We start from the raw sequence: 23370 nt of genomic DNA, 5'->3' as shown, positions 1-23370 counted from the left end.
AAACCTTTGCCTCAATTTCGCCATCACATAATTTCCATTAGATGCATTCGAAATACAGCAACTGTGGAGTTAGAAACCGGGAGTGTGCTCCCTTTCTTGAACCAATCTAAGGTATTGTTCAATATTTTAAGCAAAACCTAGAATCGCTTGTCCGTATTAGTGGATTTTTTGTTCAATATAGTGAATATAATATTGATATATCTCCCCCTTCCTCAAGTTTTTTAAAAAAACGTGAGGATAAAAACCAGAAGGAGTTACGATCATGAAAAAAATACCGATCTTACTTTTCATCATAGCATTTTTCGCTGTAGGAAATTGCAAAAAGGAGAAAGACGACAATACGCCTCTTCTTGCGGCTCTTCTTTTTCTAGCCAACCAAATCAAAGTCAACACTGTCTCTGAACTAGTAAACGAGTCCAATGACGATTATGCAAAAAACGATTGGGGACTCATTGAATCTTCCAAATTGGAATCTTGGGTCAGCAACTGGCCTGCGAATAAACCTTCCCATATCTCTGGAAAATTGATCATCCTGCAAACGGATGCTGCCAACCGTTATGATTCAGGTGCCAAAAACGCATACGTCAAAGCAAATGAAGCGAACGGAGTGTATGTATATCTTTTGGATGATTACCAAACAGGAGGTACCACAAACTTCCGATTTAACCAAACGAGAGACACCGGTCTTGTGAAAAATTCAGTACGTTACCAAGCCAACGGTGCGTATGTGGACGAATGGTTGAAAGCATTTGGAATCAATCTAAATACGGATTTGGTAGTGTTTGCGGTAGGTACCACAACCACCCTAATCAACGGAAGTTCCACAGGCGGTTCCGTGGGAGATTATGATACCGCAGGAAACAAAGCAACCTATGCAGGCGGAGTACAAGATATCGCAAGAGGGATTTACTGGCTCAGATACTGGGGTGCGGACATCAAACATTTGGCTTTGGTCAACGGAAACCTTTATAAAAACTTCAGCGGAAGTTTGACCGTAAACTCTCGATCCACAATCCCGAACAACAACGGAGGATTCTCCGTAAAACATCTACGAGTGGATAATACTGCGCTTACCTTGGGATTAGAAAATGTGATCGAGATTGCTAAATCAAATTCAAGTGCCAATGTGATCGGACTCACATCCAAACAATTGATTGTGGATGCAAGACCTACTGCACAATTCAATAGAACTGCGACAGGTTCCTGGGGTGCAGCGGGAGAATACATCACCACTGCTTACGGTTCTTCCGGAGCTCCTTCCAACGATGCGACTGGACAGGCAAAAAAATATGTGCTTTTCGAAGGAAATATCAAAGGTGCCGTTACTTTCCCTTGGGCAAACCTTCTAGGTTCCTCCGCAAACGGATTTAAGTTTCTTTCCAAAGGAGAAATCAAAACACTTTTTGCGAATGCAGGTTATACGGCAGGTACCACAATCGTCTCCCAATGCCGCACGAATTTCGAAGCGCAAGTGAACGGATTCGCATCCTTGAATATATTAGGATATCCTACTGCCTTCTACGACGGCTCCTTAGTAGAATGGACTTCTTTATCCGCAGGTCACCCTGTATCGGCATTGAACAAAATTGCTGCTGACTCTCCGTTCCGTACGGACACGACTGCAGTTTCCGTATTCTCTTATAACACGGACAATTCCAGAATCCAAGCGGCAGAGATCGATACGACTGCCACAACGACCAGAAAGTTCATCGAAGAAGATAAAGCTTATAAACAATAAGTAATAAAACTTAGATCTGTTTGATCTGTTTGATCTTTAGATAATAAAAAAGCCCTCGGAAAACGAGGGCTTTTTTATTTGAGAAGGGGTTGGAAGGATTAATGTCCCCCACCAGGAAGGAAACCACCACCGTTGATATCAAGAACATGTCCTGTGATAAAAGAAGAAGCATCGGAAGCAAGGAATGCGATTCCGTTTGCGATGTCTTCAGGAAGACCGGCTCTTTTCAATGGAATTGCAGAGATCATACCCGCTTTGATGTTCTCAGGGATTGCATCTGTCATTTCAGTTGCGATGAAACCTGGAGCGATCGCATTGCAACGAACTTTTCTAGCAGCCATCTCCAAAGCGACCGCCTTAGTGAAACCGATCACACCCGCTTTAGAAGCGGAATAGTTTGTTTGACCGATATTACCGTTTTCTCCGGAAATAGACGAAAGGTTGATGATGGATCCACCGTTTTCTTGTTTCATCATCACTTTGATCGCTGCTTGTGTGCAAAGATAAGTTCCAGTTAGGTTCACGGCAATCACCGCATCCCACTGCTCTTTTTTCATTCTCATTAGAAGAGTATCACGAGTGATACCGGCATTGTTCACCAAAATGTCTACGGAACCGAATTCTTTATGAGCTGTAGCGATTAGGTTTTGTGCATCTTCTTCTACGGAAACGTTTCCGATCACTGCGATCGCTTTGTATCCTTTCGCCTTCAACTCTTCCGCCGTAGCTTGCGTTGTTTCTGGATTCATGTCAGCAACTACTATATTCGCACCCAAAGAGGCAAGTTTGAAGCAAGTTCCCTTACCAATTCCTCTCGCTCCACCCGTTACAATTGCCGTTTTTCCGGTTAAATTAATCATCTCTTTCTCCTAACTAATGATTTATACGCTTATGCAAAATAAAATAAATCCGATATCTATCAAACCACATCGCCCATCACTGAGCGAAACTCTAAAATTCTTGCCGCAATACGTTCGTTTACTCTTTGTTTTGCGCACTCAGAAATGACTCTGACGGCATTTTTTACTGCAAGAGCGTTGGAAGATCCGTGGCCGATCATACAAATCCCTTCCACACCCAAAAGAAGTGCTCCGCCGTATTCGGCATAATCCAATCTTTTTTTCACAGCATTGAAAGTGGACTTCAAAAGCAAAGCCCCTGTCTGAGCCAAACTGGACTGGCGGATTGAATTTTTCAAAACATTGAAAATGGACTTTGCTAGTCCCTCCGTTGCCTTAAGGACGATGTTTCCCGTATAACCATCACAGACGACTACATCCACATCTCTTCCGCTTCCGTAAAGATCGCGGCCTTCCACATTTCCGATAAAATTAAAGGGGATTTTTTTGAGTATTTCGAATGCTTTGACGGTAACGGAATTTCCTTTTTTATCTTCTTCTCCGTTGGAGAGAATCCCAACTTTAGGATTTTGAATTCCGAAAACTTCTCTGGAATAAATTTCTCCCATCACTGCGAACTGTGCCAAGTATTCCGGCTTGCAGTCCACATTAGCACCTGCATCCAAAAGCAAAACGGGAGGTCCCTCTTCTCTGGGGATGGGAGCGGCAATAGGGGGCCGCAAAACACCAGGAAGGCGACCCATATGAAGAAGAGCTGCGGCCATCGTAGCACCTGTGTTACCCGGTGAGAATACGCCGATGCATTCTTTTTCTGCAACCAATCTCACCGCTTTTACTACCGAGGAATCTTCCATAGCACGGACTGCTATGGAGGGGGAATCATTCATTCCTATGATTTCGGAAGAATGTACGACTCTGATCTTTTCAGTATCATAGTCGAATTTTAAAAGAAGGTCTAATAACTCTTGTTCGTCGCCTACCAAAGAAACAGATAGGCCAAGCTCCCGGACGGCAAGGACGGCGCCCTCAACGATACACTCCGGGCCGTAATCTCCGCTCATCGCGTCTACGGCGACCCACATAATTGTTAGTTTTCTTCAGCAGTCTTTTTTACTTTCTGTGCAACTACGAGTGCGCCTTTGTAGAAACCGCAATAAGGGCACACACGGTGGGAAAGAATATAAGAACCACAGTTGGAACAAGGGTTCAAGTTAGGTTTACCAATGGCATGATGCGCCCTTTTGGTTCTAACTTTTGATTTCGATTTGCGTCTCTTTGGGACTGCCATGGCTATCCTCTATGGAAAAATTACTAAGTTTTTACTATGGTTTGGGGAAGCTGTCGAAAAACAATCTATTTAATTTTCTAGGCTCTCAATTAAAGATCGCAGTTCATTTTGTTTGGCATAAAATGCGGATCGATTGCAGACAAGTCTCGCAGTGCTGTGCAGGATGGACTCGATTTCCTTCAGACCGTTTGCCTTCAATGTTCCTCCCGTAGAAACTAGATCCACGATGCAGTCGGAAAGCCCTACGATAGGTGCCAATTCGATGGAACCATAGAGTTTGATCACCTCACAGGAAATTCCTTTTGAGAAAAAATACTCTTTTGTGAGTTCGGGGTATTTTGTGGCAACTCTTACCTTAGATCTTTTGGCAAATAGGTCGAAATCGGGGAAACTAGCAAGAGAAAGACGGCATTCTCCTATCTTTAAGTCTACAGGAGAGATTAAATCGTATTTTCCTTCTTTAATTATGTCCCATCCTACAATTCCTGCATCGGCGGAACATTCTTCCACATAAGTGCATACGTCTTGGGAGCGAACAAACAAAAGTCGAAGTCTTTTGTCAGAGGAAACAAAGGTGAGCTCTTTGGAGTCGGAAGGAGGAAGGGATGACAACCATCCCTTGTCTTTTAAGATCTGGGCGCTTTCCTCCGCAAGCCTTCCCTTTGGAAGAGCGAGGGTCAGCATATTTACGATTTCCCGATTTTCAGAAGTAGATAGCTGGAAAGAAGTTTCACTTCATCCAATGAATCCGCACCGGTAGCAGTTGTGTTTTCCAATTTCAAAACTTTCTCCAAAGAAAGTTTAGCCCCTGCCTTATCTCCCGTTTGGAATTGAAGTCTTCCCGTTTGATAGAAGGCCCAAGCTTTGAAATTAGAAAGTTCTGCGCTTTTTTCGATGATGGTAGAAGCTACTTTATAATTTTCTAATGCTTTTGCAGAATCGGATTGTTGGTCTCTGTAATTGCCGGCGATGTAGAAGTAATATGCTTTAACTTCAGCAGGAGAATCGATTTTGATTCCCGCTTTTTCCAAAAACTCGGCAGCTTTTCCGAAATCGCCTTTTTCTGCATACAAACGAGAAAGATCTTTCCAAACACGAAGTTCCATATTGCCGGAACTTTGTTCTTTCAGAAAAGATTCCAAACCTTTGATTTGGTCGTCTACGCTTGCATTTGATTTTCTGGCTTTTACTTGAAGTTCTTCAAGAAGAACCGTTTCCTTTTGGAATCTGTGGTCTGCGTATTCGAAGTATCCGATCACAGAAGCTAACAAAACCACTGTGACACAAATACCAATGAAAACGTTTTTACGATTTCGTCCCAAAAAACGGGAAAACTTTAAGAAGTAAAGCTCCGATTTGGAGCCTTCGAAGTCCGCAAATTCATCTACCTGAATTCGCGTTTCTTCTTTCTTCTTATCGATGAGGTTCTTTTTTACAAACTTATCCATAAGGATTAACGGTTGTTATTCAAGTTCATGAAAGATCCGATAGACTCACGAGAAGGAGTGTTATCTTCTTTCATATATTTCGCCATCTCTTCTCTTTCCACAGCCTTATCGAAGTCTTTGATAGAGAGAGAGATTTTTTTGTTATTTGGCTCGATTTTCACTACAACTGTGCGAACTTGTTCGCCCACTTTGTAAAGATCTTCCAACTTGATATTTCTACCGTCAGGAATTTCGGAGATATGAACTAGACCTTCGAAACCAGGTTCTACTTCTACGAACACACCGAAACTTACGATGGATTTCACTCTTCCTTCTACAAGAGTACCCGGCGGATATTTTTTGCGAAGAGCTTCGTAAGGATGTTCGCTGAGTTGTTTCAAACCGCAGCTGATTCTTTGTGCATCCAAGTTTACATCTAGGATTTTGTATTGGATGGAAGAACCTTTTTTCAAAAGAGAAAGAGGGTTCTTTTCTTTTTCATCCCATGTAATGTCGGATATGTGAATGAGACCTTCGATTCCGTTCTCAACTTCTACGAAAGCACCGTATTTAGTGATTCCAGTGACTTTTCCTTCCAATACGTTTCCTGCACGGACGTTAGAAGAAAGAGCTTCCCAAGGGTTAGGAAGTAATTGTTTGAGACCGAGGGAAAGACGGCGTGCTTCAAAGTCGATGTCCAAAATTTCGGAATCTACTTCTTGGCCTTTTTTCAATACATCTTTCGGATGAGGCGGTTTTTTCGCCCAAGAAAGTTCAGTGGTATGGATGAGACCTTCAAGACCTTCTTTGAGTTCTACGAAAGCACCGAAGTTCGTCATGGAAGTAACGATTCCACGCACCACCATACCTTTTTCCAATTCTTTCTTAGCCCAGATCCAAGGATCTTCATACAACTGTTTGATGCCCAAAGAGAGTTTGTTGTTCTCTTTGTCTACTTCCAGAACGATCACATCCACATCGGCACCGATTTGGAAGTATTGTTTGAAAGGAGCGAATTTTTTATAAGAAATATCGTTTTGACGTAAAAGTCCCACTACTTCGTGAACGGACAAGAAAACTCCAAAGTTGGCAATCTTAACGACTTTACCTTGAACTTTATCCCCTACTTTTACTTTTCCAAGAAGCTCTTCCCATTTTTCGCCGTTGATTTCATCGAGAAGAGTTTTACGAGATACAACACCCGTTTTGGTTTTTTCATTGAGTTCGATGATTTTAACTTGGAACTCTTTTCCGCCTTCCGTCGCTTCTTTGAAACGAACTCCTACATGAGATGCAGGAAGGAAAAGTTGAATGCCTTCGCTTTCTACCAGATAACCTTTGTTCTTAACTTCGCTTACGATTTTTCCGGAAAGAGGATAACCGTTTACGCTTGCATCTTTGATGGTTTCCCAACCGACTCTTTGATCCGCTTCCTTTTTCGAGAGTACACAATATCCGTCGACGCGCTTCTTAACAATGGCACTGACACGTTCCCCTCTTTTCGGGGTTTCAGAAAAATCTTCACGCGGAACGCGCGCTTCTAGTTTTTCACCGATGTCTAGGAAAACTGTGTCTCCGATTACGTCTACGACGGTGCCTTCAATGAGCAGTCCTTTCCCTGCTGAATTTTCTTGTTCTTGCGCTTGCGACTGTGATTCCCACTTTTCTAGGAGTTCTCCGAAGGAAGTGGTCTCGTTTTTGGGGGAGGAAGATGGGTTGGTTGAATTCAATGGTTACCGGGATACAAAACTTAGATTTGTCCAGGCGGCGAAAGCTTGGACAGGATAGTATTTAGGACAGTTTCCGTGTCAAGGGTGCTCGTGTCAATACGGATTGCGTCAGAAGCCTGTTTGAGGGGGGCGACGGTTCTGGTTTCGTCCGAAAGATCCCTGGATTCGATTTCTTCCTTTAAATGCCCGAAATCGGTTTTGATTCCCTTGGATTCCAATTCCTTAAACCTTCTTTGGGCGCGAACATCAGAGGAAGCTGTGAGGAAAAATTTGAATTTGGACTTAGGGAAGACTTCCGTCCCGATGTCCCTTCCGTCCATGACCAATTTATGAGTTTTGGCAAAATCTCTGATCTTGGAATTTACGAATTCGCGGAACGCTCTCTGAGGAGCGATGTGTCGGATGAGCCTTGTGATTTCGGGAGTACGGATTTCTTCAGAAATGTCTCTCTCTCCTAAAAAGATTCGATTTTCTCCCTGAGAAGAAAGTTCGCAGCGCAAAGGAACGGAAGATAAAGAAAATCCGAACTCTTGTTTTTCTTTCTCTAAAAGACAGGCATCCGCCAACTTCTCCGCAAAAAAAGGAAATTGTTCCTGAGTTCCTTCTTTGGATTGGAACGTTTCCCAAAGTGCCAAAGTGAGTCCTCTATAGAAAGCTCCCGAATCCAAGTATAGATATCCGATTTTATTTGCGATGAGCCGGGCGATGGTGCTTTTGCCGGAACCGGCAGGGCCGTCGATTGCGATTACATGATCGATCATACTGTTTCGTTCCCTTAAAACTGTTTTAAAATTTCGAAAAATCCAGGGAAGGAAGTATCTACCCAACTGGTTTCATCCAATTGAAGATCAATCCCGGTTAACTTAGAAAGAATCGCAAAACTCATTGCGATTCTATGATCCATATAAGTTTCGATTTTGGCGGATCGGATGGAAGATACTTCCGAAAATTCGTATCCGTCCTCGTATTCCGTTACTTCAACACCTAATCTCTGCAAATTGGTGACCATGGAAACGATTCTGTCGGATTCTTTCGCCCGAAGTTCTTTTGCATTTCGAATGGAAAACCCTCCTTCGGAAAAAAGACCTGCAATGGCAAGGATAGGAATTTCATCTATGATGGAAGGGATCAAATGAGCTTCGATTTCCGTTCGTTTCAATCGGGAAGGATAAACAACTAGATCACCGATGTCTTCTCCGCATTCCTGTCTGGGATCTGCGATTTCGATCTTTCCTCCCATGTTTCTCAGAACGGTAAGGATTCCTATGCGGGAAGGGTTGAGTCCCACATTACGTATGATAGTTGGTTCTCCCTTCCCGCATAAACCGAATACTATATAAAAAGAAGCACTGGAGATATCTCCAGGGATAACGAACTTTCCTCCTTCGAACTTATAAGGAGGTTTGAGGCGGAAACGAAGAGGAGTGATTTGCTCTATGTTTCCTCCCAAAAATCGAATCATGTTTTCCGTATGATCTCTGGAGAGTTCGTCTTCTTCATAATCGATTGCGATTTCGGAAGAAAGTGCGGCTAGAACTAAAGCGCTTTTGATTTGGGCCGAAGCGATGGGACTTTTGAATTGGTAATCTTGCAGTTGTTTGCCTTTGATGGCAAGAGGGGCTTTTCCGTCTCCGGAAACGGATTTGATGTCTGCTCCCATTGCTCGCAAAGGATCTATGATTCTTGCCATAGGTCTTTTTTGAAGAGAGGCGTCCCCGGTGAGGACGGCCTCGATCTGAGGGAGTCCGCAAATAAGTCCCGCTGATAAGCGAATTCCAGTACCGGCATTTCCAAAATCCAATTCCGAACCGGGGGAATGTAGATTTTTCTTTCCAGGGCTTTGGACGGAATAACTTCCCTTTCCCTGGGGCGTAAATTCCACCCCCATTTTTGCAAAACAATGCATTGTATTTAAAGGATCTTCTCCTTCCAAAAAGCCGTGGATTTCGGATTTTCCTTCGGCCAAGGAACTAAAAAGAACGGACCTGTGAGAAATGGACTTATCTCCGGGTATGGAAATTTTTTTCGATTGGGAAATGGAAATTTGGGAAGATAACATTCTATATTTTTCTAAAAAGTATTTTGCAATTTGGAGAAAGAATCCTAGGTTTTGTAGGAACGATACGTTCTTATCAAAAGCTAAACATGCCCCTAGATACCAGTAAAAATAATCAAAAGATCCCAGTCAATCCAGGTGAAGTCCTCTTTGTCGCAGGAAAACCTTCTTTGTCCTTAAATATCCTTCACGAAGGTTCGGTTCGCATAGAAACGACTTTGGGGGAAACGAGCCTGGCTCTCTATACTTTGGAAGGAACCAATCTCACTCCCGGTATCTTTGCTTTGTTAGAAGGAACTCCTTATCCTTATACGATTCGGGCAAAAACTTCCTGTGTAATTTCTACCTATGTGATGAATTCTGCGAATGCGAAGAAAACTCTCACACAAAAAGTTTCCGTAGGGGTTATGAGCGTTCGCACGATGCTGAAAGAGATCGGAGAACTTTACAAAAGGATCCTGTCCATCAAAGGATTAAACTCCAAGATCCAACAGGTATCCGACAATTTGGGAGCGATCTATTATATTTTGAATCCTTCTATTTTTTCTGATGTGCAGCCTGGGGGGATCATTACAAGAGACGATACAATCATTGACCCTGTTATGCGCCAAATCAGAAACAATTTGGCGGGGTTTCACGAACATGGGGGGATCTTACCGGAGCAGCCCAGCATTTCTTTTTTAGAAGAAGATCACGGAGAGTTTTTCGATAAAGATTACGAAGAGACAGTGGAATGGAATGATTCTTCTTTTCATTTCATCCGTAAAATTTTAGCGGTGAACCCCAAAATCTCCCAAGCTCTCTTTGAGGCGGATCCTAGTTTGCTGCAGAGCGCGGCAGAAAGTTACGTAACCACCTATCGAGAATTATTCGATACACTCAACAAAGAAGCATCCGATCTTACAGACATTCTGAACTCAGCATTCCAGGGAGATCAATCTTTAATCGAGAAGTTCAATCTAACTCTGGATTTATTCTCTACAGGTTATTCCACCATACCTTCTACCGTATTACTTCCAATATGTGAATGGATCCAAAAGAAAAGTCTCGGAATACTCGAGGAGTATAAACAAATCTTCGGTTCCGAATACGGAGGGATCGGATCCTGTTTGGATAAGCTGGAGCAGAAACTCAAAGAACTTACCGGCAAATATTCTCACGAATTGAACGCAAAAAAAGAAAGCGATGCTGTCATTGCCGCTGGAGGAGACAATATCCGTGCGGGGATCGATATAGGAAGTTTGAAAACGGAACTGTTGAATTCTGCGAGCCAAATCTTAAACTATTCCCAGGCCGATCCGGAAGCAGTGAAAGAATTTTCCACTCTGATGGTGAAACTAAAAACCTTCAAAAATCCTCTGGATCCGGAACCGGACAACCGCAAGATTCGTAGAACCATATCCAAAACATATTGGGAGGTTTATAAAAAATCTTTCCAAAAATGGATGAAAGACGGGAAGAAGGGTCCCAAAGCCGTCGAACTTATGTTACGCTACGGATATTTCGACGAAACATTATTAGACGACGGACATATAGTTGAACTTTTCAGCCGACTCGAATCCGGCAGATACAACGGTTCTGTTCCTGTTCATTTCGGCACAGATTGGCTGGAGAAAATCTACGGAAGAGAAATTCCTACTTCTGTGGACGAACTAGGCCAAACCTTTTTCGAAAAACTCAAGCTGGAACTGAAAGATTCCGGAATCAAATCGGACAAAGACATCCCCCCTGATCATGATACGGGAGAAGCAAGATTAGGTTATGAAATCAATGCGATGTACGAACCGAATGTACGTTTGACTTCGGGAAGCATTGCCAGCCACTTTCCTATCTTAACAAGATATCACATCACTCTTCCTTTAGAGAAATGTTTTGTCACAAGAGAGAATGTAGAGAAAGCGATCCAAGATATCTTAAACGTGGATTACACAGCATTCAATCGAGAAATCTTATATAGAAATGAAAGCATTGGAATCAAAAACGAATTCGTCCAAAGAAGCGTGATTCCTGATTTCATTTTGGTTCCGTCGATCGGTCCTAAGCTCATGATGTGGCAGGATCTTTCCGTTTTCCGAGGCTCCGGTTCGAAAGAATCCAAAGGAAGAATCACGATCCCTCATTTCGTAACAGGGGATCTGAAAACCTTTTTATTGGATGCAGTCGCAGCATTCCGATGGGAGTTATGTAAAAATATTTTAGGGCCAGACTGGAACAACGTAGGGATTCCTTCAATCACGGCAGATTACACGGATTATGTGCAATTCTACAAGAAGAGTAAAGATCTGTCTCCCGAATTGAAAGAAAAAATCACATCCGATTTCAAAAGATTCCGAACCGATCGAGATAAATTCGCCTACGATTACGGCTTATGGATCAAATATGAAGCGGAAGGGGTCCAAAGGGTAAACCGTGTAGTACGTTCTACTTTCTATCGGCATATTCCTTTTCATAAGAATATTAGAGAAAAAGTTTCGGCTCAACCTGCGTTCTCGGAACTTCATAACCGCTTTAAGAACGTTCGAAATCGACAACACAAAGAGTTGGAAAATCGCTATAGAAAATATATGGATGCCAGCGGGAATTTACCGAAAGAACTCGCTGAAAATTTACTATTTTACGAGGTTTAAGGGTACAAAGGAGCTTTCTTTCTATCTCTAACTGAGATGGAAGAAAGCAACTACCGAACAACTAATCCACAGAATTTCCCTTTATTTAAATCTAGTTATCCTTATTTCTCCTTAGAATCCTCGGAAGTAAATTCTCATTATTTTCAACCAAACGGAGAGACTGTGACCTCTTTCCTTATTCCTGCCAAGATCTTCCGATACATTCGTTCCTCTATGCAAGGCGCTTTTAGTGCGAGAATTCGCAATCTTTTGGAAGAATCAGCTCATCTAATTTATTACGGATTGATCTCTCGAAACAGAAAAAGAATCACTCGATCTTACCAAGTAGTTGGTCAAGAGCTTCAAAAGATTAGCTGCAGAGTGACAGATAAAAATCTAGCGGAAATGGATATTGCCGCCAATGCATTAGGTATATCAAGAAGTAAGTTATTGGTTTTAATGCTGGAATGGGAGGAGTTGGGTTGGCTTGAATTAGTGCGTGGATTGGGGCTTGTAAGAGGTACTACATATTTTCGCAGACTCGAATCACGCCAAACTTTCAACCGCACCAATCACACTCTAGAGATCGAAATCACTCAATACCGCGATTCCTAAACTTCTTCAACGAAATATGGTCGAGTATATTCTCGAACAATCTCCACTACGAACCGACCCCACGATTTAGGATCTTCCTGAGAAATGTTTACTTGTTTGATTTTAGGAAAGTAGGCACTTGGTTTAAAGACAGAATGTGTCAGCTCCAGAGCACGCAAATAATTATCTAATCTTTTAACCTTAACAAAGTTAATGATTTCGTTCTGGATTTTTTCTTTAGGCAGATAACCGACTATGATCATACGGGGAAACAAGTTCTTCTTAAGCAGACCGATAAAGTCTTCGAAGCTGTCAACTCGGTCGATAAAACCTTCGTATGCCCCTCCTCCGAGGTTCATGATCTGTGTCACAATGTCCATGGAAAAAGAGACACCTTCCATAGTAGACATGTCAGAAATGATCACCAAACCCTCATCAGGCTGGAAGACCTTAAACATATCTCCACCCTTAAAATGTCTTCGCAACAATTTGGCTGCGGAAACATCTATCTCTTGGGCTTTTTGTAGCAATAACTTACCGGAACCATCCGTAACCGGATCTCTTGTAATGAGGTATCGCTTTTTTACCGCATTCTGGTTCATCACCCGAAATGCTTTCACTTTGTCCTCAATCTCGTCCAAAGTTGCGAATCCGATTTTTAAGACGTTCTCTCTTTTTCTTTTTCCTAAATCTGTTTCTTCCATGAAAGAAGGATGCCTATATCTCTGTCTTTGTTCATCCTATTGCATTTAAGCCAATGTATAGCATATTTTTGTCTAAGGAATAAGAATGAATCTTAAATTTTTGAAATTTGCCGTCTTTCTCGCTTTCATTAGCTGTTCAACGATCGAATTTATACCCGAGCCAGAATACACAGCGTACAGAGCAGGTTATAGAAAGGCCAATTGGGAGGAAATCGAGATCCTTAGGGAACGCCCCCGAAAGCCCTTTCAAATTATGGGAGAAATCGTAATTCGGAACCAATCCGAGGCACCTTGGGAAGAGTTGGAGATTTCCCTGAAGAAAGAGATGTGGGAGAAAAAGATGGATGGAGTCTGGATGATCCAAAAAAAACAACAATCCGTGGATGCCCTTTCCTTCGAAACCATGGACAACCGTGGCCATACAACCCACTCCTACAAACACCAATCCAATCTGCCTGTTTGGACAGGCTATGCTTTTCGCTACAAATGAGGCGCACGATACACTATGGATTCACAAACTCAATCTTCCCCACGTAAATTTGACTCTGAAATCCGAATCGACCAGAAAGATCGCTGGATCTTCCGAGGAAATGAAATCACTCAACAAGAGATACTGAAATACTTCCGCCAAAATCTGCATCAAAACGATGCAGGAGTTTATATTGAAAATGCATTCGGACTGCTGAGAGAAAACGGATATCTCGAAATCACAGGCTTTCCTTGCCATGTCCTGCAAGTAAAACAAGAAAACGGAGAACTTCAATTCCTCACGGATGATGAAAAACTCCATGATCTATCCAATTTTGAAATCTATCATACGTTAGATGATAGTTTGATAGGGATTTCATCCTTCCAAGATAAAATTAAGTATCGCTTTACTTGGACAGCAGCATCGGATCTCTCGGAATTTCTGGAAGAGGAAGGAGATGTATCTTATTTGAAAATAGGAGATTTGAGGATGGAAATCCCTTTATATGAAGGAGAGATTGGAATCCCTCTCCCTCAAAATTACGGCTGAGAATTAATTCGAATTTGCGGAATGATTGGGATCGGTTTTTAACTCTTCCCACATCTTGCTTGCTTCCGGAAAATCCTTTTTGATTTCCATTGCTTTATGAAGATATTGTAAAGATCTTTCCGGGCGATTCCAAAGTTTGTACAATGTAGCCAAATTAAAAAAGGAAATATGAGGAGCGTCATTTACAGTACAACGTACTGATTTCTTAAGCCAGTACACAGCTTCCTTATCCTTTCCCATACGGAGAAGCAAAACTCCGATTTCATTGCATGGATTTCCATACTCATGATTCAAAGTCACTGCTTTATAATAAGAAGTTAAAGCATCTTCCCATTTTCCTTGGGAATTCTGAATCAATCCTAGGTAAAAATATCCTTCTTCATTTTCCTCTCTTTCCAAAAGGGAACGAGTATGGTATTCGGCGCGATCCATATCGCCCGTTCGGAAAAAGTCTTTTGCTAAATCAAGTTGGTTGGAGAAAGAATTAGAAGACAAAGATATCCTCGTTGTTTTTCTTTCATTTTCGGAAGGGGTGAAAATCTCCTTGAAAACTAATTTTACAGAATACGAAGAATTTCTTCCACAATTCCTTCCGAGTTCAATCTATAATGGGATAGAACTTGGGATCTCTCTCCATGATGAATCGGCTCCGCAGGAAGGGCGAAAGTTTTTAGGAATTTGGAAAGGTATTTAGGATGAATTTCATTCAAGAGATATCCGGATGCACCCGAATGGACGTAACTCTCATCTAAAATGGCAAATCGGCCTACATCACCTAATAATCGCTCAATGGTAGTTTTATCGAATGGGCGAAGCCAGAATAGATCGATTAATCCTACTTTTTTTCCTTTCGCTTCTAAATCCTTCTGAACTTGTTTGGCGATAGGAAGCATAGATCCTACGGAAATCAGAAGGAGATCGTTCCCCTCTGCCAAAACTCTCGCCTTCCCTTTTTCGATCACATTAGGATTCTCGAATTTTAATTCTCTCAAATCTCCGTTGTCTTTAGGAAAACGAATGGAAATAGGAGCATCCGTATAAGTAGCCATAAAATGAAGGCAATCGATGATGTCTTGTGCAGAACTAGGAACGATGATATCCATATTCGGCAGTCCTGCCAGATACCCTAGATCGGAAAGACCTTGGTGAGTTTCTCCATCCGCTCCAACAATCCCTGCTCGATCGATGACAAAACGTACGGGAAGATTCATCAAAGAAACATCTTCCACAAGCTGATCCATTCCTCGAGTTAAGAATGTGGAATAAATACACATATAAGGAATCACTCCTGCACTGGTCATAGCGCCTGCGAAAGCGACTGAGTGTTGTTCTGCGATTCCTACGTCGAAAGTATGATTCGGATATTTTTCCTGATAATCTCTAAGTCCGCTTCCTTCGATCATCGCCGGAGTGATGACCGCAGTATTCGGATATTTATCCGTGAGATCGGAAAGCGTTTTGCCTACTATCTTAGAAAGACTGATTTTATTCGAATCGGCAGAGGCCATCTTTCCGTCTTCTTTATTGAAAGGTGTCACACCGTGATATTTGATTGGGTCTGCCTCTGCCGGCTTATAACCTTTCCCTTTCTGAGTCAAAACATGAAGCAAAACAGGTCCGTCGATCTTCACAAGATTTTGCAGCATCTGCACCAATCTTCCTACATCGTGCCCGTCGATCGGGCCGTAATATGTAAACCCCAGGTCTTCGAATAATCCTCCCGGAGTCATCATAAAATGTTTCATGGAAGATTCCATATTATGCGCTATACTTTCCAAAGCGGGACCGACGAGAGGAAGCCACTTCAGAAAACGATAAAATACCATTTTCCATTTATTATAAATCTGAGAAGAGATGATATTATTCAGATAGTTGGATATGGATCCTACGTTTTTGGAAATCGACATATAATTGTCGTTGAGGATGACCAGCATATTCGGCTTCACATGACCGCCGTGGTTCATCGCTTCCAAAGCCATCCCTGTAGCGATGGAGGCATCCCCGATTACGGAAACGACTTTGTAGTCTTTTCCTACCAAATCTCTCGCACAAGCTTCACCTAATGCTTGAGAGATGGAAGTTCCCGCATGACCCGTATTATATAAATCGTATTTGGATTCTTCTCTTTTTGGAAAACCGGAAAGCCCCCCCCATTTGCGAACCGTAGAGAGTTGGCCTTTTCTGCCTGTAAGAATTTTGTGAGGATAAGTTTGATGCCCGACATCCCAAATCAATCGATCAACGGGAGTATTGAACACATAATGAAGTGCCACAGTCAGCTCCACAACCCCCAGGTTGCTTGCAAAATGGCCGCCGATTCCGGCAAGCGTGTCGATGATAAATTCCCTCAGGTCTTTGCAGACCAGAGGGAGCTCTGTTTCTTTAAGTTTTCTTAAATCTTCCGGGTATTGGATTTGATCGAGATACGGGTATAAAGACATTCTTTTTTCATGAGGCTGCCCCTTGCAAAGGTCGCTTCATTTTTTCCATATCTTCTGGGTTTAGGATTCCAAGCAATTCGTAAATCCGAACAGGCTGTGTTTTTCCTTTTACCCGCACCAAATCCAGCTCTCTGGCCACTACCCTATCCTTTACTTTTTCATAGGTGTACTCGGAAATGATGATATTGGTTTCGTACATCTTATTCGAGCCTTCCAAACGAGAACCAAGGTTGATCGTGTCTCCCATACAGGTATATTCCATCCTGTGAGAAGACCCCATATTTCCCACAACCGCAGGACCGGAATTGAGACCGATTCCTATATCGATAACCGGAACGTTCCTTTCTTCCCATTTTTTCTGTAAGGTCTTTAAATGATCCAATTGGGCGAGCGCCGCAACACAAGCGTAATACGCATGATCTTCCAAGGGAACAGGTGCTCCCCAGAATGCCATAATCGCATCCCCCATATATTTATCGATAGTGCCCTTATATTGGATGATGATGTCCGTCATTGCGGAAAGATATTCGTTGAGAAGTTTTACTAAATCTTCCGGACCGAGAGCTTCCGAAATGGTGGTAAACCCTCTTACGTCCGAGAAGAAAATAGTGATTTCTCTTTTAGATCCACCTAAAGCCAAGTTGTCAGGATGTTTTAAGAGCTCATCCACAACGTCTTTGGATACGAATTTAGAGAATGTTTGGCGGATGTATTTTACGTTCTCCTCTTCCGTCAAAATTCTAAAACCGATGATCGCAATGAAGACTACGATCTGTTCGATCGTTACGGAAGGAAGCACCGTAATGAGATTGAATTTCTCAAAGATATAAAGTGCAACCACACCATAGACAATCAACTGAGTGAGCATAATCACGAAACCCCAATGTGTTTTTACACGAGGTTGTAAAAAACCGATCATCAAACCAAGACCAAGATAGATGATAAAAATCGCCCAGTTCGGAAGCGAAGACATAAAATCCTGATTCAGAATGGTATTGATCGCATGTGCGTGGTGTTCGATTCCCGACATATCGCCAAACGGAGAAAGGTGGGAGTCTTTGGAAGCCCCTCTTCCCGTTGCATAATACATCGCTACAAGAAAAATCTTATTATCGATTTGATTGGCTTCCAAAAGTTCGGGGTTCCAATCGTTTGTGACTTCGAAAATTTCGTTTTGTTTGAATGAATATCGGCCACCCACGAAATTAATTTCCATCTGGCCGTCATAATCGATGGGAATGATAACTTCTCTTTTCTCATTCGGAGCTGCCATCACATCTCTTTCTTCGAATTTACGCGCCTTCACATTGAATTCACGTAAAATCTTTTTAGGAATGTTGCTGAGCTTCACATACTTGCCCATATTCACTTCTACATCTTTCTGTACATCGATTCCGTAGTATTGACATACGATGAGTAAGTCGATCGAAGGGAAGTATTCTGTTTCTCTGCTTTTGCCAGAGTTCAGAACCTTCACAACCAAAGGCATTTTTCGGTTTAAACCTGATTCGTCTTTTTTTACGTTCGCAAAACCCAAACCGGAAGATAGTTCTCCGATTTGTTCGATAGGAGGCTGAGGAAAATTCACCCAAGCAACGCCCAAGTCTCCTTCATCGATTACGTTTTTGAGTTGGAATCGACGCAAAACATCGATTCGTTTGTCAAGGTTCAAAACGGCAGCTTTAGACTCCGCACTGGTTTCCATAGGGTAGTCAAAGAGAACATTCCTGTTTTTCTTTAGAGCTTCCACCATCTCTTCCGTTTGTCCGGGCTTATAATCCACGAGAAAAATATCGAACATCAGTATGTTGTTCGTTGAGCTGAATGTTTCTATGATATTTGCATAATATTTCCAAGGAAGAGGCCAAGTTCCTTGCAGTCTTTCCAATGACTCGGTGGTGATCCCGATGATATTGATGTCTTTTCTTGCTTTTGCGGGAGGCTGGAATTGGATGTATTCGATTCTTCCTGATTCCCCTTCCTGTTCCGATTTGGTGTTGGATCCTCTTAAGAATTGAAAACGAGTAGATATGGAATCCTCTTCTAAATCTTTCAAAGGTTGGAAAGTATTTACCATTCCGTACATAAAAACGGCAATTACATACGCAAGCCAAAGAGCACCTGTTTTCTGTTTATCGGAGGCGATTTTTTCGATCGTTTTATAAACGAAAAACGAACTTGCCAGAAGAATCGCAAGTCCCACAACCAACGATAGGTATTCATATTCCCAGCCAGTGAGAATAACAGATGTTAGAATTCCTATCGAGCCGATTGTGGCTAAAGAAAGAATAAGATAATCTAAGATCGAAAGAGATTTAGATTCTTTGTTGGACATAGAGCCTCGTTTCCTAAAAGGGGAATTTCCTAGCCATTCTTTGAAAAAAAATGAGGAGACTCAAATGTTTTTGGAATCTTTCGGAAAAAAACTTCCATTTTCCGAAAGAACAGAGGATTCGAGATCTTTCCACTGCATCCTGCAATTTGCTTTCACACCGCTCCAAGGAGGGATTACTCCAAGTGCAGCCAACGCAATCAACACCAATATCATAAAACTGTTTTCTTCACTTAGCTTTCATTATGCAGAAAGAGAGAATTGTTTGAAATGCCCTCAAACAAGAAAAAGCGACTAAAAAGTAATTTGCCGTCTGTAGGAGCGATTTTACCCCAAAATGCGCATTGACAGAATATGTCTCTTTCACTTTCCTGAAATTAATTCCGGGAGGAATGGGGTGCAACTCCTCAACTGACGGCGCAACCGTATTTTCCACATCGAATTCGATGAGGAATGAGTCGGATCTTCCCGCAAATGAATCGCCCGTACTACGATCATTTGTACCGAAATTTTTTTCAGGGCCCCGGACTTTTGCTACCGGGATCGCCATGTTCATCCATCCGTGATCATCCTGTCCCGAGTTTATTAGGAGTATTATCTTGGGAAATCATAGTCATCATCCGAATCTTTCCCGCCAAGATACACCTAATTCTAATTTGGTGAAACACGAAGAAAAGTTCTGCCCTAAATGCAAAAACCTTTTCGAATGTAAAGTGGGTTCGATCGCAATCTGTCAATGCTCCAAAGTCGCCCTTTCCGAAGAGGAAAGAAATTATCTGAGCATTCAATACGACGACTGCCTCTGTTACCAATGCATGTCATTACTGACAGAAGAATACAAAACACTTCAATTATATAAATCGCTTACATGGAGTTTTTAAATGGATTTTAAAACAGAAGTATTATTACGAGAAAACAAGGATCGTTTTGTCATACTGCCCATCCAATACCCGAAAATTTGGGAGATGTATAAAAAACAAAAAGCCTGCTTTTGGACTGCGGAAGAAATCGATCTCAGTGCGGATCTGGAGGATTGGAAGAATCTAAACGAGAACGAAAGATTTTTTCTAAGCAATATTCTTGCATTTTTCGCCGCAAGCGACGGGATCGTGAACGAAAACCTAGCAGTGAATTTCATGAGAGAAGTCCAACTTCCTGAAGTTAGGTGCTTTTACGGGTTCCAAATCATGATGGAGAACATCCACTCGGAAACGTATTCTCTTCTCATCGATACCTATATACAAGATACGAAAGAAAAAACCCGTCTTTTCGGAGCATTAGAGAATGTTCCCGCTGTAAAAAAGAAGGCAGAATGGGCTTTGCGTTGGATTGAAAACGGAAATTTTGCAGAAAGACTTTTGGCATTCGCGGCAGTGGAAGGGATTTTTTTCAGCGGAAGTTTTTGTGCCATCTTTTGGATGAAAAAAAGAGGGCTTCTACCGGGGCTCACTTTCTCAAATGAACTGATCAGCAGAGACGAAGGATTACATTGCGAATTTGCCTGCCTTCTCTTTCGAATGCTCCAGAACAAACCTACGCAGGAAAAAATTTATGAAATATTCACTGACGCAGTAGCGATAGAAAAAGAATTCATCACAGAATCTTTGTCAGTTGATTTGATCGGAATGAATGCTAAGTTAATGAGCCAATATATAGAATTCGTTGCGGACCGATGGCTTTTAGAACTAGGATTGGAAAAACTTTATTATACTGCCAATCCTTTCGATTTTATGGAAATGATCTCACTCGAAGGAAAAACGAATTTCTTTGAAAAACGTGTGGGAGATTACCAAAAGGCAGGAGTGCTCGCTCAAAAAGAATCCATGGCATTTTCGTTAGATGAAGATTTTTAGAACAAGAGGATAGATCAATTATGTTTGTAGTGAAAAGAAACGGAAAAAAAGAATCTGTAAAATTCGATAAAGTCACGGCGCGTATAGAAAAACTATCCTACGGACTCAGTAGATATGTAAGCCCGATTGATGTCGCAAAAAAAGTCATAGAAGGGATCTATGACGGGGTCACTACCACGGAATTAGACAATCTGGCTGCGGAGATTTCCGCTTCGCTTACCACCAAACACCCTGACTACGCACTCCTCGCTAGCAGAATCGCAGTCAGCAATCTTCATAAAAACACTCTTAAGTCTTTTTCGGAAACGATGCGGTTGTTGTACGAATATAAGGATCCGAAAACGGGAAAAAATCTGCCTCTCATTGCCGAAGACGTTTGGAAAATCATAGAAGAAAATGCGGAATTATTGGACAGCACCATCATCTACGACAGAGATTTCGGATTCGATTATTTCGGATTCAAAACGTTGGAAAAATCTTATTTACTCCGTGTCGACGGGGAAATCGCAGAAAGACCTCAGCAGATGTATATGAGGGTTTCCGTCGGGATTCACAAAAACAATCTAAGCGAAGCAATCAAAACATACAACCTAATGAGCGAAAGATGGTTTACTCACGCAACCCCAACTCTATTCAATGCGGGAACTCCTAAACCTCAGATGAGCAGTTGTTTTCTTTTGACGATGAAAGAAGACAGCATCGACGGAATTTACGATACGTTGAAACAAACAGCAAAGATTTCCCAAAGTGCAGGAGGGATAGGACTTGCGATTCATAATATAAGAGCGACAGGCTCCTATATCGGAGGAACCAACGGAACCAGTAACGGAATCATTCCCATGTTACGAGTGTTCAATGATACTGCCCGCTACGTGGATCAAGGAGGAGGAAAAAGAAAAGGAGCTTTTGCCGTATATTTAGAACCTTGGCATGCGGATATTTTCCCTTTCCTGGAATTAAAAAAGAATCATGGAAAGGAAGAGATGAGAGCTAGGGATTTATTTTATGCCCTATGGATCTCCGATTTATTTATGAAGAGGGTCGAAAACGGAGAGGATTGGAGTTTGTTCTGTCCCAACGAAGCTCCCGGTCTCAGTGAAACTTTCGGGAAAGAATTCGAAGCACTCTATGAAAGATACGAAAAAGAAGGAAGAGCCAGAAAAACGGTTAAAGCGCAAGACCTTTGGTTTGCCATCATCGAATCCCAAATAGAAACGGGAACACCGTACCTTTTGTACAAAGATGCCGCTAACTCGAAAAGCAATCAGCAAAATCTAGGAACGATCAAAAGCAGTAATTTATGTACGGAAATCATGGAATATACAAGTCAGGAAGAGGTTGCCGTCTGCAATCTTGCTTCTATCGCCTTACCGAAATTCATCATTGATGGACGTTTCGATTTCGAGAAGTTATACGAAATCACATACCAAGTCACAAAAAACCTAAATAGAATCATCGATGAAAACTATTATCCGATAGAGGAGGCAAAAACATCCAATCTAAGGCACAGACCGGTAGGTTTGGGAGTCCAGGGATTGGCGGATGTTTTTATTTTGCTTAGAACCGCTTACGAAAGCGATTACGCGAAAGAACTCAATCGTGATATTTTCGAAACGATTTATTTCGCTTCCATGACAGCAAGTAAGGATTTAGCGAAAGAACAGGGTTCTTATTCAAGTTTCCCAGGTTCTCCGTTATCTCAAGGTAAGTTTCAATTCGACTTATGGAATGTGAAACCAAGCCAACGCTGGGATTGGGAAAGCCTTCGCAAAGAAGTTATGGAATTCGGTGCCAGAAACTCCTTGTTAGTCGCTCCGATGCCGACTGCATCCACTTCACAGATTTTGGGAAACAACGAATGTTTCGAACCATACACTTCCAATATCTATACCAGACGGGTTTTGAGCGGAGAATTCATCATTGTCAACAAACATCTATTAAAAGATTTAGCAGACTTGGGGCTTTGGTCCAATGATATGAAAAATCAAATCGTAGGTGCAAACGGGTCGATACAAAACATCGATTCCATCCCTAAGGATATAAAAGAACTCTATAAAACCGTTTGGGAAATGAAACAAAGATCTCTGATCGATATGGCAAGAGACAGAGGAGCATTCATCTGCCAATCACAGTCTTTAAACCTGTTCGTAGAAAGCCCTACTCCTGCAAAACTGACTTCCATGCATTTTTATGCCTGGAAACAAGGACTCAAAACAGGAATGTATTATCTAAGGACAAAGGCGGCGGCACAAGCGGTTCAGTTTACTGTGGAAAAAAAGTTTACACAAGAAATACAGAATTCGGCAAAACAAGAAAAAATCGTGAAGGAAGATCCTGCAAAATTCGAAGATATCAATCCTGAATTCATAGGTGCAGTTTGCACGATGGAAGAGGGATGTATCAGCTGCGGCAGTTAAGCGGTTTTATGGAGAACTTTTTCCAATATTATCTTTAAATTCTGAAAGAATTGAATTCTCTCAAAGAGAGGATTCAACCACCCGCAGGTGATACAGTAGTTACTGGAAAAAGGAGGTCCATGATGCAAGGAATGGATCTTAGAAGAAAGAACCGATCCTACATTTTGAATGAATTGTACCGTTTTGTTCGGATTCGTTTCGTGTGCCCATTTATGAAACTGATTCGTCAGAACCACAAAGAAACAAAATAGAAAGAAGGACTGCGGAAATTTCAAAAATTCCGTGAAATCGAACCATTGCCTATCT

Annotated in this window: 22 protein-coding genes; 8 read left to right on the top strand and 14 right to left on the bottom strand. The window is 41.9% G+C overall.

The genetic code is table 11. The features are described from left to right. Positions 1 to 262 precede the first annotated feature (262 nt). Positions 263 to 1738 carry a sulfurtransferase gene (locus tag EHS15_RS00835; RefSeq protein ID WP_135758632.1) on the top strand — a complete coding sequence of 492 codons (1476 nt, stop codon included), beginning with the start codon at positions 263 to 265 and terminating at the stop codon, positions 1736 to 1738. A 98-nt stretch (positions 1739 to 1836) separates the two neighbouring features. Here the strand turns inward: EHS15_RS00835 and fabG are convergent, their stop codons facing one another. From fabG to aroA, 8 genes are all read right to left on the bottom strand, one after another. Further along, a complete protein-coding gene (fabG, locus tag EHS15_RS00830) occupies positions 1837 to 2598 on the bottom strand; it encodes a 3-oxoacyl-ACP reductase FabG (protein WP_135758631.1) in 762 nt (253 codons plus the stop codon). Between the two features lie 59 nt (positions 2599 to 2657). Further along, a complete protein-coding gene (plsX, locus tag EHS15_RS00825; RefSeq protein ID WP_135758630.1) occupies positions 2658 to 3680 on the bottom strand; it encodes a phosphate acyltransferase PlsX in 1023 nt (340 codons plus the stop codon). Positions 3681 to 3685: 5 nt separating this feature from the next. Next, the gene (rpmF, locus tag EHS15_RS00820; RefSeq protein ID WP_135758629.1) at positions 3686 to 3886 is read right to left on the bottom strand and encodes a 50S ribosomal protein L32; all 201 of its coding nucleotides are present in this window, start codon (positions 3884 to 3886) and stop codon (positions 3686 to 3688) included. A gap of 69 nt (positions 3887 to 3955) precedes the next feature. Further along, entirely contained in the window at positions 3956 to 4570 is a 615-nt protein-coding gene (gene hisG, locus EHS15_RS00815) for an ATP phosphoribosyltransferase (RefSeq protein ID WP_135758628.1), read from the bottom strand. 2 nt (positions 4571 to 4572) lie between these two features. Next, on the bottom strand, positions 4573 to 5334 hold the full coding sequence (locus EHS15_RS00810; RefSeq protein WP_135758627.1) for a tetratricopeptide repeat protein: 762 nt from the start codon (positions 5332 to 5334) through the stop codon (positions 4573 to 4575). Between the two features lie 5 nt (positions 5335 to 5339). After that, positions 5340 to 7043 (bottom strand): 30S ribosomal protein S1, encoded by a 1704-nt coding sequence (locus EHS15_RS00805; protein ID WP_135758626.1) that lies wholly within the window; start codon positions 7041 to 7043, stop codon positions 5340 to 5342. 20 nt (positions 7044 to 7063) lie between these two features. Continuing rightward, entirely contained in the window at positions 7064 to 7804 is a 741-nt protein-coding gene (cmk, locus tag EHS15_RS00800; protein ID WP_135758625.1) for a (d)CMP kinase, read from the bottom strand. A gap of 14 nt (positions 7805 to 7818) precedes the next feature. Then, positions 7819 to 9102 carry a 3-phosphoshikimate 1-carboxyvinyltransferase gene (gene aroA / locus EHS15_RS00795; RefSeq protein WP_135758624.1) on the bottom strand — a complete coding sequence of 428 codons (1284 nt, stop codon included), beginning with the start codon at positions 9100 to 9102 and terminating at the stop codon, positions 7819 to 7821. Between the two features lie 86 nt (positions 9103 to 9188). Here aroA and EHS15_RS00790 point away from each other — a divergent pair, with 86 nt between their 5' ends. Together EHS15_RS00790 and EHS15_RS00785 are read left to right on the top strand one after the other, a co-directional pair. Next, positions 9189 to 11726 (top strand): cyclic nucleotide-binding domain-containing protein, encoded by a 2538-nt coding sequence (locus tag EHS15_RS00790; protein ID WP_135758623.1) that lies wholly within the window; start codon positions 9189 to 9191, stop codon positions 11724 to 11726. Between the two features lie 36 nt (positions 11727 to 11762). Further along, on the top strand, positions 11763 to 12320 hold the full coding sequence (locus EHS15_RS00785) for a DUF1564 family protein (RefSeq protein ID WP_135758622.1): 558 nt from the start codon (positions 11763 to 11765) through the stop codon (positions 12318 to 12320). Here EHS15_RS00785 and EHS15_RS00780 read toward each other — a convergent pair. Beyond that, positions 12317 to 13003, bottom strand: a complete 687-nt coding sequence (locus EHS15_RS00780) for a hypothetical protein (protein WP_135758621.1) — start codon at positions 13001 to 13003, stop codon at positions 12317 to 12319. The two genes, EHS15_RS00785 and EHS15_RS00780, sit on opposite strands and share 4 nt — an antisense overlap. A gap of 85 nt (positions 13004 to 13088) precedes the next feature. Between EHS15_RS00780 and EHS15_RS00775 the strand changes: the two genes are divergently transcribed. Together EHS15_RS00775 and EHS15_RS00770 are read left to right on the top strand one after the other, a co-directional pair. Beyond that, positions 13089 to 13493: a hypothetical protein gene (locus EHS15_RS00775; RefSeq protein WP_135758620.1), complete on the top strand. Its 405-nt coding sequence runs from the start codon at positions 13089 to 13091 to the stop codon at positions 13491 to 13493. A 15-nt stretch (positions 13494 to 13508) separates the two neighbouring features. After that, positions 13509 to 14021, top strand: a complete 513-nt coding sequence (locus EHS15_RS00770; RefSeq protein ID WP_135758619.1) for a hypothetical protein — start codon at positions 13509 to 13511, stop codon at positions 14019 to 14021. A gap of 3 nt (positions 14022 to 14024) precedes the next feature. On the opposite strand, the gene EHS15_RS00765 is transcribed toward EHS15_RS00770, so the two are convergent. The 4 genes from EHS15_RS00765 to EHS15_RS00750 form a co-directional block, all read right to left on the bottom strand. Beyond that, positions 14025 to 14522, bottom strand: a complete 498-nt coding sequence (locus EHS15_RS00765) for a tetratricopeptide repeat protein (protein ID WP_210416272.1) — start codon at positions 14520 to 14522, stop codon at positions 14025 to 14027. A gap of 56 nt (positions 14523 to 14578) precedes the next feature. Further along, positions 14579 to 16462 (bottom strand): 1-deoxy-D-xylulose-5-phosphate synthase, encoded by a 1884-nt coding sequence (gene dxs, locus EHS15_RS00760; RefSeq protein ID WP_135758617.1) that lies wholly within the window; start codon positions 16460 to 16462, stop codon positions 14579 to 14581. Positions 16463 to 16469: 7 nt separating this feature from the next. Next, positions 16470 to 18797, bottom strand: coding sequence for an adenylate/guanylate cyclase domain-containing protein (locus tag EHS15_RS00755; protein WP_135758616.1), 2328 nt, complete (start codon positions 18795 to 18797; stop codon positions 16470 to 16472). A gap of 226 nt (positions 18798 to 19023) precedes the next feature. After that, positions 19024 to 19350: a hypothetical protein gene (locus EHS15_RS00750; RefSeq protein WP_135758615.1), complete on the bottom strand. Its 327-nt coding sequence runs from the start codon at positions 19348 to 19350 to the stop codon at positions 19024 to 19026. A gap of 43 nt (positions 19351 to 19393) precedes the next feature. On the opposite strand from EHS15_RS00750, the gene EHS15_RS00745 reads away from it, so the two are divergent. The 3 genes from EHS15_RS00745 to EHS15_RS00735 are packed head-to-tail and all read left to right on the top strand — an operon-like array spanning position 19394 to position 23064. After that, positions 19394 to 19675 carry a cysteine-rich CWC family protein gene (locus EHS15_RS00745; protein WP_210416268.1) on the top strand — a complete coding sequence of 94 codons (282 nt, stop codon included), beginning with the start codon at positions 19394 to 19396 and terminating at the stop codon, positions 19673 to 19675. After that, on the top strand, positions 19676 to 20647 hold the full coding sequence (locus tag EHS15_RS00740; protein WP_135758614.1) for a ribonucleotide-diphosphate reductase subunit beta: 972 nt from the start codon (positions 19676 to 19678) through the stop codon (positions 20645 to 20647). 20 nt (positions 20648 to 20667) lie between these two features. Next, a complete protein-coding gene (locus EHS15_RS00735; protein WP_135758613.1) occupies positions 20668 to 23064 on the top strand; it encodes a ribonucleoside-diphosphate reductase subunit alpha in 2397 nt (798 codons plus the stop codon). On the opposite strand, the gene EHS15_RS00730 is transcribed toward EHS15_RS00735, so the two are convergent. After that, positions 23061 to 23339, bottom strand: a complete 279-nt coding sequence (locus tag EHS15_RS00730) for a fatty acid desaturase CarF family protein (RefSeq protein ID WP_167884112.1) — start codon at positions 23337 to 23339, stop codon at positions 23061 to 23063. The two genes, EHS15_RS00735 and EHS15_RS00730, sit on opposite strands and share 4 nt — an antisense overlap. Positions 23340 to 23370: the final 31 nt, after the last annotated feature.

Source organism: Leptospira idonii, assembly GCF_004770995.1.
Classification (GTDB): domain Bacteria; phylum Spirochaetota; class Leptospiria; order Leptospirales; family Leptospiraceae; genus Leptospira_A; species Leptospira_A idonii.
Note: the sequence above shows the minus strand (reverse complement) of the source record. Positions and strands in the feature narration are given on the sequence as shown.

What these genes read in the sequence shown, in the direction of transcription:
- EHS15_RS00835 (WP_135758632.1), top strand. Translation starts at nt 263, where the DNA reads ATGAAAAAAATACCGATCTTACTTTTCATCATAGCATTTTTCGCTGTA.
- fabG (WP_135758631.1), bottom strand. Translation starts at nt 2,598, where the DNA reads ATGATTAATTTAACCGGAAAAACGGCAATTGTAACGGGTGGAGCGAGA.
- plsX (WP_135758630.1), bottom strand. Translation starts at nt 3,680, where the DNA reads ATGTGGGTCGCCGTAGACGCGATGAGCGGAGATTACGGCCCGGAGTGT.
- rpmF (WP_135758629.1), bottom strand. Translation starts at nt 3,886, where the DNA reads ATGGCAGTCCCAAAGAGACGCAAATCGAAATCAAAAGTTAGAACCAAA.
- hisG (WP_135758628.1), bottom strand. Translation starts at nt 4,570, where the DNA reads ATGCTGACCCTCGCTCTTCCAAAGGGAAGGCTTGCGGAGGAAAGCGCC.
- EHS15_RS00810 (WP_135758627.1), bottom strand. Translation starts at nt 5,334, where the DNA reads ATGGATAAGTTTGTAAAAAAGAACCTCATCGATAAGAAGAAAGAAGAA.
- cmk (WP_135758625.1), bottom strand. Translation starts at nt 7,804, where the DNA reads ATGATCGATCATGTAATCGCAATCGACGGCCCTGCCGGTTCCGGCAAA.
- aroA (WP_135758624.1), bottom strand. Translation starts at nt 9,102, where the DNA reads ATGTTATCTTCCCAAATTTCCATTTCCCAATCGAAAAAAATTTCCATA.
- EHS15_RS00790 (WP_135758623.1), top strand. Translation starts at nt 9,189, where the DNA reads ATGCCCCTAGATACCAGTAAAAATAATCAAAAGATCCCAGTCAATCCA.
- EHS15_RS00785 (WP_135758622.1), top strand. Translation starts at nt 11,763, where the DNA reads ATGGAAGAAAGCAACTACCGAACAACTAATCCACAGAATTTCCCTTTA.
- EHS15_RS00780 (WP_135758621.1), bottom strand. Translation starts at nt 13,003, where the DNA reads ATGGAAGAAACAGATTTAGGAAAAAGAAAAAGAGAGAACGTCTTAAAA.
- EHS15_RS00775 (WP_135758620.1), top strand. Translation starts at nt 13,089, where the DNA reads ATGAATCTTAAATTTTTGAAATTTGCCGTCTTTCTCGCTTTCATTAGC.
- EHS15_RS00770 (WP_135758619.1), top strand. Translation starts at nt 13,509, where the DNA reads ATGGATTCACAAACTCAATCTTCCCCACGTAAATTTGACTCTGAAATC.
- dxs (WP_135758617.1), bottom strand. Translation starts at nt 16,462, where the DNA reads ATGTCTTTATACCCGTATCTCGATCAAATCCAATACCCGGAAGATTTA.
- EHS15_RS00755 (WP_135758616.1), bottom strand. Translation starts at nt 18,797, where the DNA reads ATGTCCAACAAAGAATCTAAATCTCTTTCGATCTTAGATTATCTTATT.
- EHS15_RS00750 (WP_135758615.1), bottom strand. Translation starts at nt 19,350, where the DNA reads ATGAACATGGCGATCCCGGTAGCAAAAGTCCGGGGCCCTGAAAAAAAT.
- EHS15_RS00740 (WP_135758614.1), top strand. Translation starts at nt 19,676, where the DNA reads ATGGATTTTAAAACAGAAGTATTATTACGAGAAAACAAGGATCGTTTT.
- EHS15_RS00735 (WP_135758613.1), top strand. Translation starts at nt 20,668, where the DNA reads ATGTTTGTAGTGAAAAGAAACGGAAAAAAAGAATCTGTAAAATTCGAT.